This is a genomic window from Alteromonas sp. AMM-1, from assembly GCF_047290655.1.
Classification (GTDB): domain Bacteria; phylum Pseudomonadota; class Gammaproteobacteria; order Enterobacterales; family Alteromonadaceae; genus Alteromonas; species Alteromonas mangrovi.
Genome location: NZ_JBLBUE010000004.1, coordinates 50639 through 64855 on the forward strand (window position 1 = coordinate 50639; position 14217 = coordinate 64855).

14 protein-coding genes are annotated in these 14217 nt (G+C 47.4%); 11 read left to right on the forward strand and 3 right to left on the reverse strand.

The genetic code is table 11. The features are described 5' to 3' along the window. Positions 1-10 precede the first annotated feature (10 nt). The 5 genes from ACLR2L_RS01775 to ACLR2L_RS01795 all read left to right on the forward strand — a co-directional run bounded on the left by ACLR2L_RS01775 (position 11) and on the right by ACLR2L_RS01795 (position 6256). Positions 11-1786: a type IV pilus secretin PilQ gene (locus ACLR2L_RS01775; RefSeq protein WP_140958188.1), complete on the forward strand. Its 1776-nt coding sequence runs from the start codon at positions 11-13 to the stop codon at positions 1784-1786. A 277-nt stretch (positions 1787-2063) separates the two neighbouring features. Further along, entirely contained in the window at positions 2064-2579 is a 516-nt protein-coding gene (gene aroK, locus ACLR2L_RS01780; protein ID WP_140958189.1) for a shikimate kinase AroK, read from the forward strand. Between the two features lie 21 nt (positions 2580-2600). Beyond that, entirely contained in the window at positions 2601-3680 is a 1080-nt protein-coding gene (aroB, locus tag ACLR2L_RS01785) for a 3-dehydroquinate synthase (RefSeq protein ID WP_140958190.1), read from the forward strand. 23 nt (positions 3681-3703) lie between these two features. Then, positions 3704-5149 (forward strand): SPOR domain-containing protein, encoded by a 1446-nt coding sequence (locus ACLR2L_RS01790; protein WP_413365177.1) that lies wholly within the window; start codon positions 3704-3706, stop codon positions 5147-5149. Positions 5150-5401: 252 nt separating this feature from the next. Beyond that, positions 5402-6256, forward strand: a complete 855-nt coding sequence (locus ACLR2L_RS01795; RefSeq protein WP_140958192.1) for a Dam family site-specific DNA-(adenine-N6)-methyltransferase — start codon at positions 5402-5404, stop codon at positions 6254-6256. Between the two features lie 10 nt (positions 6257-6266). On the opposite strand, the gene ACLR2L_RS01800 is transcribed toward ACLR2L_RS01795, so the two are convergent. From ACLR2L_RS01800 to ACLR2L_RS01810, 3 genes are all read right to left on the reverse strand, one after another. Next, positions 6267-6458 (reverse strand): DUF2970 domain-containing protein, encoded by a 192-nt coding sequence (locus ACLR2L_RS01800; RefSeq protein ID WP_140958193.1) that lies wholly within the window; start codon positions 6456-6458, stop codon positions 6267-6269. Positions 6459-6463: 5 nt separating this feature from the next. Then, the gene (locus ACLR2L_RS01805; protein WP_140958194.1) at positions 6464-6721 is read right to left on the reverse strand and encodes a hypothetical protein; all 258 of its coding nucleotides are present in this window, start codon (positions 6719-6721) and stop codon (positions 6464-6466) included. Positions 6722-6866: 145 nt separating this feature from the next. After that, complete coding sequence (locus tag ACLR2L_RS01810) at positions 6867-7583, reverse strand: TorF family putative porin (protein WP_140958195.1); 717 nt, start codon at positions 7581-7583, stop codon at positions 6867-6869. A gap of 355 nt (positions 7584-7938) precedes the next feature. Between ACLR2L_RS01810 and rpe the strand changes: the two genes are divergently transcribed. The 6 genes from rpe to astA all read left to right on the forward strand — a co-directional run bounded on the left by rpe (position 7939) and on the right by astA (position 14207). Further along, on the forward strand, positions 7939-8616 hold the full coding sequence (gene rpe / locus ACLR2L_RS01815; protein ID WP_140958196.1) for a ribulose-phosphate 3-epimerase: 678 nt from the start codon (positions 7939-7941) through the stop codon (positions 8614-8616). 19 nt (positions 8617-8635) lie between these two features. Continuing rightward, complete coding sequence (trpS, locus tag ACLR2L_RS01820; RefSeq protein ID WP_140958197.1) at positions 8636-9643, forward strand: tryptophan--tRNA ligase; 1008 nt, start codon at positions 8636-8638, stop codon at positions 9641-9643. An 18-nt stretch (positions 9644-9661) separates the two neighbouring features. Beyond that, the gene (locus ACLR2L_RS01825; RefSeq protein ID WP_413365182.1) at positions 9662-10282 is read left to right on the forward strand and encodes an anthranilate synthase component II; all 621 of its coding nucleotides are present in this window, start codon (positions 9662-9664) and stop codon (positions 10280-10282) included. Between the two features lie 100 nt (positions 10283-10382). Then, positions 10383-11543, forward strand: a complete 1161-nt coding sequence (locus tag ACLR2L_RS01830) for an HDOD domain-containing protein (protein ID WP_413365184.1) — start codon at positions 10383-10385, stop codon at positions 11541-11543. Positions 11544-11943: 400 nt separating this feature from the next. Continuing rightward, positions 11944-13152, forward strand: coding sequence for an aspartate aminotransferase family protein (locus tag ACLR2L_RS01835; protein ID WP_413365186.1), 1209 nt, complete (start codon positions 11944-11946; stop codon positions 13150-13152). A 17-nt stretch (positions 13153-13169) separates the two neighbouring features. Then, positions 13170-14207, forward strand: a complete 1038-nt coding sequence (gene astA / locus ACLR2L_RS01840) for an arginine N-succinyltransferase (RefSeq protein ID WP_140958201.1) — start codon at positions 13170-13172, stop codon at positions 14205-14207. Positions 14208-14217: the final 10 nt, after the last annotated feature.

The window sequence follows — 14217 nt, forward strand, 5'->3', positions numbered from 1 at the left end:
GATAAATAAGATGTCTAAGCGATATATCTTTAACGAAAGACTGAACAAGCGCAGTAAACGCCGAACCTGGCTGGTTGGCCTGGCGGTTACCTTATTGCTTGCCAATGTCGTTGCGTCGGAATTAAACGCACAGGAATCTCCTCAATTACTGAATCCCAACGCCGCACAAGAATCTGTTTTTCAATCTGCGTTAAACGACATTGCTTTTACCCGCAGCGCAAAGCAAAGCGCGGTAACAACCTTTACGTTTTCGAACAGCAAAAGTCAGCCACAGCTTATTGAAGCAAAAGGAAAGTTAGTACTTACTTTGCCTAAAACGGAATTAGGTGAAGACCAATTGGTTGAATTGGACGTAACAGAATTTGGTACGCCAGTAACCAGCATTGAGACTTTTCAGGAAAAAGAATCATCGCGCGTGGTATTTAACTACGAAGGAAAAGTAACCGCCAGCACAGAGCAGGATGGTAAAACACTGCGGGTAATCATTATTCCAATGAGTGCCGATCAGGTAGCCAGCCTGGCAAGCAGTAAGTATGAAGGCGAACCGATTTCGCTGGATTTCCAGGACGTCCCCGTTCGTCAGGTGCTGCAAATTATTGCCAAAGTTAACGGCTTTAACCTGGTGACTACTGATACCGTTACGGGTAATGTCACCATTAGCCTCACCGGGGTACCCTGGGATCAGGCGCTGGATATGATCCTGAAGATCAAAGGTCTGGATAAGCGTCGTGAAGGCAACATTCTGCTGATTGCGCCAAGCGAAGAATTGTCGCAACGGGAAACGCAAAAACTACAAAGCGACCAGCAGGTAGCGCAACTTGCTCCATTATCTTCAGCCAGCATTACCGTAAATTATGCAAAGGCAATCGAGCTGGCAAATATTCTGAAAGCCAGTGAAGGTAGCGGCGGCATCTTAACCGAGCGCGGTACAGTAACCGTAGACGAACGCACTAACACCATTTTGGTTCGCGATACCATAGAATCCATTGATGAAGCCAGAAAAGTAATTTCATCACTGGATATTCCGGTTAAACAAGTACTTATTGAGTCGCGTATGGTAACTGTGCGCGACAACGTTGGAGAAGACTTCGGTGTACGCTGGGGATTCTCTGACCGTCAGGACGACAACGGCATTTCAGGTTCACTGGAAGGCGCTGACACTATTGCAAGTGGCGTAGTGCCTGATTTAAGTGACCGACTGAACGTTAATTTACCGGTAACCAGTGCAGCAGGCGCAATTGGTTTTCAAATTGCGAGCCTGGCAGACGGTACTATTCTTGATTTAGAACTGTCGGCACTGGAAACGGAAAACAAAGGTGAAATCATTGCCAGCCCGCGCATCACTGTTGCCAATCAGCAAGAAGCTTACATTGAGCAGGGTACTGAAATTCCTTATTCTCAAGCCACTTCCAGTGGTGCCACCTCGGTAGAATTCAAAAAGGCCGTACTGAGTCTGAAAGTAACCCCTCATATCACACCGGATAATCGTATTATTTTGGATCTGGTGGTTACGCAGGATACCCGAGGCGAAACCGTTGCAACGGCAACCGGCGATGCCGTTGCCATTGATACACAGGAAATCAAAACCCAGGTACTGGTAGAGAATGGCGAAACCATTGTGCTGGGAGGCATATTCCAGCAAGTAAACAGCAATGACGTTAGCAAAGTACCGTTGTTTGGTGATTTACCGGTAGTCGGCGCGCTATTCAGAAACAGTTCTACTGTTTATCAAAAACGCGAGCTACTAATATTTGTGACCCCCAAAATTGTAACAGAGGACCTTTAGCCCCTATGAAAAATAGGGGTATTGGTCAGCCGCAACATAATTTTGCTGTTTTTTTGTTGCGCACAGCGTTGATTTCCCCCTTGATTTCAAAACATCCACCCCAATGTTGCAACAACACTTGCATAGCGGTCTGAGAAACTGAGATAATCCCGCTCTCGAAATTTTTACGAGGTTGAGTATATGTGCTTATTAGCAACAAAATAAGCACGTGTGAATGGGTGGTTGAGAAACTCAGTTAACGCACCCTTAACATTGATGAGTTGTGAAATAAGCAAATATGGCTGAAAAACGTAATATCTTTTTGGTTGGTCCAATGGGCGCAGGTAAAAGTACCATTGGTCGTCATTTAGCAGATGAATTACATCTGGAATTCTACGATTCTGATCAGGAGATTGAACGTCGCACTGGCGCTGATATTACCTGGATTTTCGATTTAGAAGGCGAAGAAGGTTTCCGCAAGCGCGAAGAGACTGTCATTAACGACCTTACCGATAAGCAAGGCATTGTATTAGCAACTGGCGGTGGTTCTATTATGACCAAAGCAGTTCGCAATCGTTTATCGGCTCGCGGCATCGTAGTGTATTTACAAACAACAATCGACAAGCAGGTCGCCCGCACTCAGCGCGATAAGCGTCGTCCATTATTACAAAAGGACGATCCAGAGCAGGTATTAAGAGATCTGGCTGAAAAGCGTAATCCACTGTACGAAGAAGTGGCTGATTACGTGGTGGATACCGATGATCAATCTGCCCGGGCAGTGGCAAATCAAATCATCAGCAAAATCGGATTATAAATTTTTTTAGGAGCTACCCCGGTGTCAATCTTAACTGTAGAACTTGACGATCGTAGCTACCCAATCCAGATAGAAGCCGGCTTACTAAACCAAGCCGGCTTTTTTGTGCCTTACATAAAAGGTCCGCGGGCAGTTATCGTTACCAATGAAACCATTGCCCCTTTGTATCTGGAAAAGGTTATTGCGGCTTGTGGTGACAAGCAGGTAGATGTAGTCACATTGCCCGACGGCGAACAATACAAAACCTTAGAGCAATTTGAAGTGGTGATGACGCGATTGCTTGAAATGAACGCTGCGCGCGATACCACACTGATTGCGTTGGGTGGTGGTGTAATTGGTGATCTGTGTGGCTTCGTGGCCGCCACTTACCAGCGGGGTGTACCCTTTATTCAGGTACCTACTACCCTGCTCTCTCAGGTTGATTCATCGGTGGGTGGCAAGACCGCAGTAAATCATCCGCTTGGCAAAAACATGATTGGCGCGTTTTATCAGCCCATTTTGGTTGCTATTGATATCAACACGCTCAACACGCTGCCAGCACGTGAATTTTCAGCAGGTATGGCCGAAGTGATCAAATACGGCATCATTTACGACAATGCCTTTTTTGAATGGTTGGAGACCAATCAGCAAGCGCTCAGGGAGTTGGATCAATCCGCTTTAGCGCACGCGATCTTCCGCTGCTGCCAAATAAAAGCAGAGGTGGTGGCCCAGGATGAACGCGAAGGTGGCATTCGCGCGTTACTGAATTTGGGACACACCTTTGGCCATGCCATTGAAGCCGAGCAAGGCTATGGCAACTGGTTACACGGCGAGGCCGTTGCGGCTGGTATTATCCTTGCTTGCAAGACAGCAGAGAAGCTGGATTGGCTAACACCGTCAGAAACCCGTCGGGTTGAGGCGTTGCAACAGGCATTTGATTTACCGGTTGCCGGACCCAACACCATGTCTTACAACGATTATATGCGTCATATGGCTCGCGACAAAAAAGTTGAGGCCGGACACATTCGCTTTGTCATTCCGCAAGGTATCGGGCACGCGGTGGTAACAAAGAACGTCAGTGAAGCCATACTGACAGAGTTGTTAAGCCAACCAGCAGGTTAATTACAAGCTATAAGGTTTACAACGTGGCGTCTGAACTGCATGACCGACTGGAATATCTGGTCAATTATTCGTCTCAGCTAATTTTTGTTAGCGGTGACTCTATTGCAGAACAGCAGCGCACGCTTGAATCATTTGTATTTCAACAGGCCGACAATACTGAGTTGGCCTTTATTACTGCCAACGAAACTATGCAGGTTGCGGATTATCGCCGCGATGTGTGCCGTCAGTTATTAGGTCAGGTGGTCGGGAGCTTTGTAAGGCCACTCAATGAGCTACTTGCCGAGCTTAATCATCACAATGGTCCGGTACTGATCACCATTACCAACGCGCAGTTTTTACCTAACCAATTCTTACAGGAATTGTGGGAATTGGTACTACAAAGCCGCTTCGCCAACAATAAGCAGCACCTTAATGTTTTACTGTTTGGCGAATCCGAATGGGCAGAACAAGCCAAGCAATGGCTACCCGCCAAGAATACCGATACACCACTACTTATTAGCAGTCAGTCTGTTAGCCGTGACAGTTATGGTAGCGAGGTAGACAAGTTACTGGCGCAGCGCAGAGCAGCATTTGAGCGTTACAGACAAGCGAAAGGATTGGCACATATAGAAACACGGCCGAATCGGCTTCGGTCTCCGTGGGTTTGGCTGGTAATCAGTGCAGTGTTTATTTCCTCTTTTGTTGCCTTATTAGGCTGGCAATATGGGGCCACGCTAAGCACTTTGTTCAATCCTATTGAGCAGCACTCTGATAGCGCGAATGTGCATAGCGCAAACGAAGTAGCGTTATCTTCACAGGCATCCTTGCCCAGTCAGACCATTAGCGTACCGATGCAAACCGACAGCTCAGACGACACAACTCTGCAAGCAGAACAAACGAATAATCGAGTTGTAAGCAGTTTCAGCGACGCAATGAACGCACTGCCTACGCAGTCCGACATCGTTGAGCAACAAGAAGATACTGTGCCCGAATTGACGGCAGCTGCCAGTTTGCCCACTGCACTTTCTACTTCATCTGCAACGGAGTCTGACCCGGCCAAAACAGAGCAGAGTCAGGATGTTAGCCTGATGGAAGATACACATGAACAAGCCAGTGTCGCCATGCCCAGCCACCAGCCGGAAGCAACGCTTAGTGCTGAGGCAATCACCAGCAATGACGCGGCTGATACCTCTGCCGTAAGCCTGATGTCGGCTGTAGATGCAGCCAGCTATTATATTCAGATAGCAGGTATGAAAGATTTACCATTGGCAACGAGCTTTTTAAACGACCACAATCTCACCTCCAACGTAACAGTATACAAAACTACACGCTATGGCGGCGATTGGTATGTGCTGTTATGGCAAACCAGCGCGGCGTCTTTGCAGCAGGCCAGAGAAATGATTGCCGCGCTGCCAGCTTTTCCAGGCCGGGATGCGGTTTTTGTGAAGTCCGGAAGGCAAATCCAACGCGAACTCAACGCTTCAAACTAAATTTTTACGGTTTCTGGAAATTGCTGGTTGTCGGGATCCGCTGTGGTCGCTACAATCATGGTTTATCTGGGTTAAACAGGTTATATACCAAATCGCATAGAAGTTTGCCCTCTCAGAGTGATCCCTGAGGGCGAGTCGAAACTTCTATTTAAGTTGGTATTACAGCTTCATTTTTAATATGTGCGCTGTCATGGCTATGCTTTACACGAAGACTAATAATCAATAAATCGTCAGTGAGTAGTTACTAACATAATGGCAATTAATAAAAACCGGGCGTTCCTCAAATGGGCAGGAGGCAAATACAGCCTGGTAGAAAAAATCAACGCGCAATTGCCAGCAGCGAACAAACTCATTGAACCTTTTGTTGGCGCCGGGTCGGTGTTTCTCAACTCAGATTACCCTCAGTATGTCCTCAACGATATTAATCCGGATCTAATCAGTCTGTACAACCTGCTAAAGCAGCAGCCAGATGCGCTGATTAATGATGTGAAATCGTACTTCACGCCGAAAAATAACGACGAGACCACCTATTACGCTCTGCGTGAAGAATTTAACCAAACGACAGATGAACATTACAGAGCATTGTTGTTTGTGTACTTAAATCGCCATGGCTACAACGGATTGTGTCGCTATAGTTTGAGTGGCCGGTTCAACGTGCCCTTTGGCCGCTATAAACGTCCGTATTTTCCCGAACGCGAAATGTATGTGTTTGCGGAAAAGTCGCAGAAGGCAAAATTTACCTGTTTGCCATTTGAAAAGGTGTTTCAGCGCGCCCGCAAAGGCAGTGTGATTTACTGCGATCCGCCCTATGCCCCCATCAGTAAAACGGCACTGTTCACCAGTTATGCTGCAAAGCAATTTAGCCTGGCGTGTCAGCACAAGTTGGCTACCCTGGCCAAACGCGCCGCATACAAACGTGACATACCTGTACTGATCTCAAATCACGATCTACCGTTAACCCGCCAGTTATACAATGGCGCACGCATTTCAACATTAAATGTGAAACGCTCAATCAGTCAAAACGGCAGTAAACGTAATGCAGTAAGTGAGTTGCTGGCGTATTTCGACGACACACCAGTCATGCCCATCAGTAAGCCGAAGGCTTAGCGCTTGTAGTTTAGGGTATAATCCATTGCACAAGTGCAATGAGAGACAAGACAAACAGCACCACAAATACAATCCCTACCGCAATGTAGACTTTCGCATCCGGCTGAGAGAAATCACTTTGATATTTCTTCTGACTTTGCACGCCAAAGGCACTGGCTAACACGCTTTGCACTACTTGCAGTAAACCGGGTTTACTGGCCATATTGCTTATTCGCTTTCCGAGCCTTTCTGGCGAGACAACAATTCCAGCAGATCGAGATAGTGGAATCGGTAAGATGTAGAGCGACCTGTTAACCAGCTCATCCAGCTCACTTGCTCGGCTTGCTGTTGCACATCTGTGCAAGGAGGCTGACACTCTGTTGCAGTTAATTCGCGGCTATCCGTTGCCAGGTGAAATGTACCTACCAGCAAGCCCACAGTTAAAACTGTGCTTGATACCCGCCATTTGAGGTTTTGTTTAATCATTCACTTATCTACCCAGTAGATTCCATTGGCGTAATTATAACCAGATACGTCCGTGTGGCAACGAAAAGATCATCCAAAAGTACAAAGGCCATGCATTTCTGCATGGCCCCGTACGCACAACAAATAATTTTTAAGCGATTATCGCTTACAGTTCGAAATCTACTGCGTAAGAAACAGTGAACTTCATGCTGTCGTTGTCGTATGCATCCGGACCTGAATCGTCCAGGTCAGTACCGCTGATCATGAATCCGAAACCGTCTTTAGACAGGCTCAAAGAGTAATCGATGTAGTCTCCTGGTACGCCATTGAACGCTTCAGAGAAATCACCCTGGTGAGAACCAATATGTACACCTACTTCTGTACCGTTTTCCAGTGCATAAGCATAGTTAAGAGATAAGTAAGTAGTTGAACCAAAACCGAAGTCCTGACCTGGCTCTTCATCTGGCTCAGCATTTGCCAACACGTACAGCGTTGCGCTGAAGTTACCATAACCTACAGTACCGTAAATTTCACCAAAGTCGAAACCAGCTTCTGTGTCGTAGTTGTAGTACAGGTAACCAACGTCATAAGAAATGTCGCCTGACTCACCTGAGTAACCAAAATAAATATCGTGCTCATAAGAGTACACATCGTCTGCACCGTACTTAACGTTAGATGCCCATGTACCAGCATAGAAGCCGCTGTCGCTTGCGTAGTCGATACCACCTTGTACCGCAGCTTCGTTCATGGTTTGAGTAAGACCGCGCCAGATGTAGTTGTTAGTAACGCTAATGTTAGCCGATACGCTATCCGCCAGGGCAGCAGTAGACGTCAGGCAAGACCCAACAACAGCTAAAGTTACCAATGTTTTGTTAAATTTCATGTGTGTTCTCCGTAAATTAACTTTGCATAAGTGTTTTTAAATCACTTTCTGTCTATGGTTCTTGTTATTGTGTTTTGCATATACGCAAACTTGATGCCCAATTAAAACCCTTCAAAAAAATCATCAAAATTAAACTTAAACAATTGATAAAAATCATTTTTATTTTAAAAAAATATTTTCATTGCTAGATTCATATGAACTCCATGACGCCCCAAACGCACCAGGATAGTGCGCCCTCACCAATAAAGGGCGGCATTTCACCTTTTGCCCACACACATAATCCGGTAAAATTTAGCCGATCACCGCGCGCTGAATAAACGCTGTGCGCCAGGGCCTGAACAACCAAAGGTAAGGTATGAAAGATTTTCTGATAGCTCCGTCAATTTTGTCGGCGGATTTTGCTCGTTTGGGTGAAGATGTAGAAAAGGTATTGGCAGCCGGTGCCGATGTAGTCCACTTTGATGTAATGGACAACCACTATGTGCCTAACCTCACCTTTGGCCCAATGATTTGTAAGGCCCTGCGGGACTATGGGATTACTGCCCCCATCGATGTTCACCTTATGGTGTCCCCTGTCGACGCACTGATAGAACAGTTCGCCGACGCCGGTGCCACCATGATTAGCTTTCATCCGGAAGCCAGTCAGCATGTAGATCGCAGCCTGCAATTAATAATCGACAAAGGCTGTCAGCCGGGATTGGTATTTAACCCTGCCACACCACTCTCTCACCTCGATTACGTAATGGAAAAACTACATCATATTTTGTTGATGTCGGTAAACCCGGGTTTCGGCGGGCAGTCATTTATTCCCAACACACTGGATAAACTGCGCGAAGTTAAGCAACGAATCGTAGATTCAGGGCGAAATATCCGTTTGGAAGTTGACGGCGGAGTGAAAGTCGATAATATCGCAGCCATTGCAGCAGCAGGCGCAGATATGTTTGTGGCCGGCTCAGCTATCTTTAATCAACCTGATTACGCCACCGTGATTCAGCAAATGCGCAACGAACTGGCTTCGGTCAACGCCCGGTAATAACAGTAGGTAATAATTCATGAGTGTAAAACCAATCGTACTTAGCGGCTGTCAGCCGTCTGGTCAATTAACCCTTGGCAACTACATGGGCGCATTGAAGCAATGGGTAAGCATGCAGGACGACCACGACTGTTTATACATGTTGGTAGATTTACACGCCATTACTGTACGTCAGGAGCCTGAAAAACTGAAACAAGCCTGCCTGGACGGCCTGGCGCTTTATCTGGCGTGCGGTATCGACCCGCAAAAAAGCACACTTTTTGTGCAGTCACACGTTCCTGAGCACGCGCAGTTGGCCTGGGTACTGAACTGTTATACACAGATGGGTGAGCTCAATCGCATGACCCAGTTTAAAGACAAGTCTGCCAAAAACGCATCCAATATCAACGTAGGCTTGTACAGCTACCCGGTGCTGCAGGCTGCCGACATTCTGCTGTATCAGGCCGACAAAGTGCCGGTTGGCGAAGACCAGAAGCAACACCTTGAACTGACCCGAGACGTAGCGACACGCTTTAACAATATCTATGGCGATACGTTCCGCCTGCCCGACCCTTACATCCCGGAATTCGGCGCACGTATCATGAGTTTGCAAGAGCCTGATAAAAAGATGTCGAAGTCTGACACCAACCCCAAAAATTACATTGGGTTGTTGGAAGATCCGAAAAAGCTGTCGAAAAAAATCAAGAGCGCCGTGACCGACTCGGATGAACAAGCCCGCATTTACTACGACCCAGTCGAAAAAGCTGGTGTAAGTAACCTGCTGACCTTATTGTCGCTGGCCACTGGAAAGTCGGTTGAAGCCTTAGTACCTGAGTACGAAGACAAAATGTACGGACACTTGAAAGGCGATGTAGCAGATGCAGTAGTAGCATTACTTGAACCTATTCAGCAACGCTACCATCAGTTCCGTGAAGACCAGGCGTATCTCAACCAGGTAATGCGAGATGGTGCAGCCAAGGCACAGGCGAAAGCCAGTAAAACCCTGGCCGCAACCTACGAAGCACTCGGGTTTATTGCAAAACCGTAAGCAAGTTGCGAGTACCACTTGTTATTGCTCATCGACAATTATGATTCGTTTAGCCATAACCTGGCGCGCTATTTTGTTGAGCTGGGTTGTGAGCTAAAGGTCGTCAGAAACGACGAAGTCAGTTTGGAAGACATTGCCGCAATGCCTTTGCAAGGCATTGTGATTTCACCCGGCCCCTGTACCCCAGACGACTCAGGTATTAGTCTGTCAGTCATCAGCCATTTTGCCGGTAAGTTGCCATTACTCGGCGTATGTTTAGGGCATCAGGCGATTGGGCAGGTATTTGGTGCGCAGGTAGTTGGCGCGCAGCATATCCGGCACGGCAAACTGTCACCCGTTGCTCATAACGGCCACCCGCTGTTTGCCAATATCCCGGAGCACTTTACCGTAACACGGTATCATTCACTGGTAATATCACCTCAGAGTTTACCAGAGTGTCTGGAGGCGTTGGCCTTCAGCCAGGATGGCGCAGTACCCGAAATCATGGCAATTGCTCATCGCTCCTTACCAATATGGGGGCTCCAGTACCATCCCGAGTCGCTGTTAACCGAGTATGGTCATCAGGTATTGGCTAATTTTTTAGCACTTGCGAACATTTCAACACCGCATCAGGCCAGGCTTTCGGTAGAGCAGCCGTAATTAAGTTGCAGCGATTTAGGATTCAGCCGATACTCACTGTAATGTGTTCTATACCAATTCATTTCCAACCCGAAGAAAATTTGGAGTAACCCCTTCGCTTATGGTTGAGCAATTACTAGCGCCACCGTCCATTGCAGAACGTTTCGACTACTGGCTCATTGCGCCAGAGCGAGCAAATGAAATGATCGGCAAGCGTGCACCAGGTGAGGTGAGTTACGCGGAATCAGAGCAAAGTTATACCCGCAGGCAACTGCTGAAGGTAGAAAAAACCGCTATACGCGACAAACTTCAATCCGCGAAGGTGAAAGCTGAATATCTGGCTCAAATCAATCAGCAGGTGCACACGCTGATAAAGAAGAAGTTTATCCAGGCAATAAGCGATACACCTGGCATATTAGACAAACAGCTCAACTGGCAGGACAATTCCACCGATTTAATAGACTTGCTCACCACACCCTCTGCAACCATAACCAAAGTAGAAGCCATAGCGGCTGGTATGCCCTGGTTGTACGATGAACTATTAAAGTTGGTTAATGCCCCTCAGAATCGCAAACGCGATGCCCGCGGCATGGTGATTGTGGTGGACACCCTGAAAACTGCACTGAGCTTTATGGGTATTGATAATGTGAAAGTGGTATTGCCGGCACTGATGTTCAGACAATCGGTGCCGCTCATTACCGATCCATTTCCACAAGTAAAACACAAAACCGTTGAGTACACTGTAACCTGTGCCAGAACGGCAAAAGAGATCGCCCCGCAGTTTGGCGCCAAACCCTATCATGCCTACTTGCTGGCGATGTTGAGCCAGTTGGGCCGCAGTGTGGTTTTAAAACTGTACTTTAAGCTGTTTGAACAAGTGCATTTTGATTTTCTACAGCATGCGCAAAAAGCCAAACTACGCGACCTGCATGGTGCACTTACACAGTTGTTGCCCGATCCGGCCCAATGTATCAGCCTGGTGAACCAGCACAGCGACAAGCTGTCGATGCATCTGCTTGAACAAATGGTATTCAAACGTATTGATCTAAGCACTCCCCTGCATCAATTCCTACAGGAACCCGACGAGGAAGATATTCTCCCACTGGCAAAGACGCTGCAACAGAGCCGCTATTATACCAAGTTTCGTATGCTCAGTGACGCCAAGCTGTTCTTAGAAGATGAAGCAAGGGTATTTCAGGCTGGCAGTGCCATTCACTCCGACACCTTTGAATCCTTACAACGCACAGCATTATCGCAATTACCCGTTGTGGCTGAACTGTAGCCACCTTTTCGTTTCAATTTAGGCGATATAACCCGCAATTTGCTTAATTGTGCTCCGATGAAAGCACTAAACTGCCACGCTTCCCTGGACACTCACCTTTCATAATCATTCAGGCGTAAACTAATTTTTACACGCATTTAAATCAGGCAGCAGCGCCCTGCATGTCGCTTCCTCTGAGTTGATTATTTTCCAGCCTATTCATTTACGTGGATAGTTATTCATATATTATGCAAAACAAGCCGTAACCCTTGATTTTACTGTGTTTGCGAGTACTGAATTGACAAGACAAAGGGGTTTTATGCTGGCATACTGGAACGCTTTGATACACATTATTCCGCTGAATTTCGTTAACAAATTGATAAAACGAAACACCAGCTTATCCACAGTTAGAGGTGAAAAGATGCACGTAACCCGGAGTTTATTTGATGAAGTCATGGTACCGAACTACAACCCTGCCAGTATGGTGCCGGTTCGCGGCCTGGGTTCGCGAGTCTGGGATCAGGACGGCAACGAGTTTATCGACTTTGCAGGTGGTATTGCCGTAAATGCATTAGGTCACTGTCACCCTGAATTGGTGAAAGCACTGACTGAACAAGCCAATAAATTATGGCACCTGAGCAACGTGTTTACTAACGAACCCGCATTGCGTTTGGCCAAGAAATTAACTGAGCACACGTTTGCCGAGCGCGCTTATTTTGCCAACTCTGGTGCCGAGGCGAACGAAGCAGCACTTAAGCTGGCACGTCGCTATGCGCTGGAGAAGTTCGGTGAGCACAAGCAACAGATTATCGCATTCAACCAGGGCTTCCACGGACGTACTTTCTTTACCGTTACAGTAGGTGGTCAGGCGGCCTATTCCGACGGATTTGGTCCTAAGCCAGGCGCTATCGACCACTGTGCCTACAATGATTTAGCTGCGTTTGAAGCGCTGATTTCAGACAATACCTGTGCAGTAATGATGGAACCTTTACAAGGTGAAGGCGGTATCATCTCTCCTACTCCCGAATTTATTAAGGGTGTGCGTGAACTGTGTAGCAAGCACAACGCACTGTTAATTTTTGACGAAGTGCAGTCAGGTGTGGGCCGTACCGGTCATTTATATGCTTACATGGGAGTGGGCGTTACCCCTGACATATTAACGTCAGCCAAGTCATTAGGCGGCGGTTTCCCAATTGGTGCCATGTTGACTACCACTGAAATTGCCTCACACCTGAAACCGGGTACGCACGGCAGTACTTACGGTGGTAATCCATTAGCTTGTGCAGTAGCCGAGCGCACATTCGACATCGTGAATGATCCGGCGGTACTGGAAGGCGTAAAACGCAAGGAACAGTTGTTCCGCGATACGCTGGCAACCATCAATAATAAGCACAAAGTGTTTAGCGAAATTCGCGGTAAAGGCATGCTGCTAGGCTGTGCGTTAAACGAAGATTTTGCTGGTCAGTCCCGGGCTTTCCTGGACGCCTCTACTGCACAACAACTCATGTGTCTGGTGGCCGGCGCCAACGTTGTTCGTTTCGCACCTTCGCTTATTATTCCTGATGAGGATATTGCAGAAGGATTGGTGCGCTTTGAAAAAGCCATTGCCAGCGTAGTCGCTGCCAAGTAACGGTAAGTGAGCTGAGCATGTACATTATTCGCCCCATACAACAAAGCGATTATCCTGCGCTGTATGCGATTGCAGTGGAATCCGGCATTGGCTTCACGTCATTGCCGGTGAACGAAAGCTTATTGCAGCGCAAAATCGACAGGTCAACCAGCTCTTTTGGTAAGGATGTGTCCGAGCCTCACAGCGAATCCTATTTGTTTGTCATGGAAGATGTCACTACTGGTGAAGTAGTAGGTACAGCAGGTATAGAAGCCGCCGTTGGTACCGATGACGCGTTTTACCATTATCATGTTGGTAAGGTAGTACACGCGTCGCGCGAATTGAACATTCACAACACGGTAGAGATCCTGACGTTTTGTAACGACTACACCGGCGTAAGTGAAATTTGTACGCTGTTCTTACGTGAAAGTGCCCGTAAAGGCCTCAATGGCCGGTTCCTTTCTAAAGTGCGATTCCTGTTCATGCAGGAACACCGCGAACGCTTTGCCGATACCGTTATTGCAGAAATGCGTGGAGTGAGTGACGAAAACGGCCGTTCTCCCTTTTGGGAGTGGCTGGAAGCCCATTTCTTTTCAATGGATTTCCCTACCGCGGATTACCTGACCGGTATTGGCAACAAGGTGTTCATCGCCGAACTGATGCCCAAATACCCCATTTACGTAAACCTGCTGAGTCAGGATGCTCAAAACGTAATTGGTAAGGTGCACAAAAAAACCGAGCCTGCACTGCGCTTATTACAGGAAGAAGGCTTCATTGGTCGTGGATACGTAGACATCTTTGATGGCGGCCCCACGGTAGAAGCGAATTTAAGTCATATACGCACTGCGCAGCGCAGTAGGCGCGCTACAGTGCACATTGACGATCAGTCTGCCGCACAAGACGGCGAATTATGCTACATCATCAACACGTCAGTTAAAGGCTTTAGGGCCGTGGTTGCCGATGTTCAGTATGACAGTCAGGCCGATATTGCCGTGATATCTCATAAGGCCGCAGCCGCACTTAACGTTGACGAAGGCGGTGCAATCCGCTTTGCCGCGGTCACCCCGCGGGATTAACACTATTACA

Excerpts from the sequence above, each read along its gene's own strand:
- astA (WP_140958201.1), top strand. The coding sequence starts at position 13,170 with ATGTACATTATTCGCCCCATACAACAAAGCGATTATCCTGCGCTGTAT.
- ACLR2L_RS01800 (WP_140958193.1), bottom strand. The coding sequence starts at position 6,458 with ATGGCCAGTAAACCCGGTTTACTGCAAGTAGTGCAAAGCGTGTTAGCC.
- ACLR2L_RS01805 (WP_140958194.1), bottom strand. The coding sequence starts at position 6,721 with ATGATTAAACAAAACCTCAAATGGCGGGTATCAAGCACAGTTTTAACT.
- ACLR2L_RS01810 (WP_140958195.1), bottom strand. The coding sequence starts at position 7,583 with ATGAAATTTAACAAAACATTGGTAACTTTAGCTGTTGTTGGGTCTTGC.
- ACLR2L_RS01835 (WP_413365186.1), top strand. The coding sequence starts at position 11,944 with ATGCACGTAACCCGGAGTTTATTTGATGAAGTCATGGTACCGAACTAC.
- aroK (WP_140958189.1), top strand. The coding sequence starts at position 2,064 with ATGGCTGAAAAACGTAATATCTTTTTGGTTGGTCCAATGGGCGCAGGT.
- trpS (WP_140958197.1), top strand. The coding sequence starts at position 8,636 with ATGAGTGTAAAACCAATCGTACTTAGCGGCTGTCAGCCGTCTGGTCAA.
- ACLR2L_RS01830 (WP_413365184.1), top strand. The coding sequence starts at position 10,383 with ATGGTTGAGCAATTACTAGCGCCACCGTCCATTGCAGAACGTTTCGAC.
- ACLR2L_RS01775 (WP_140958188.1), top strand. The coding sequence starts at position 11 with ATGTCTAAGCGATATATCTTTAACGAAAGACTGAACAAGCGCAGTAAA.
- ACLR2L_RS01795 (WP_140958192.1), top strand. The coding sequence starts at position 5,402 with ATGGCAATTAATAAAAACCGGGCGTTCCTCAAATGGGCAGGAGGCAAA.
- rpe (WP_140958196.1), top strand. The coding sequence starts at position 7,939 with ATGAAAGATTTTCTGATAGCTCCGTCAATTTTGTCGGCGGATTTTGCT.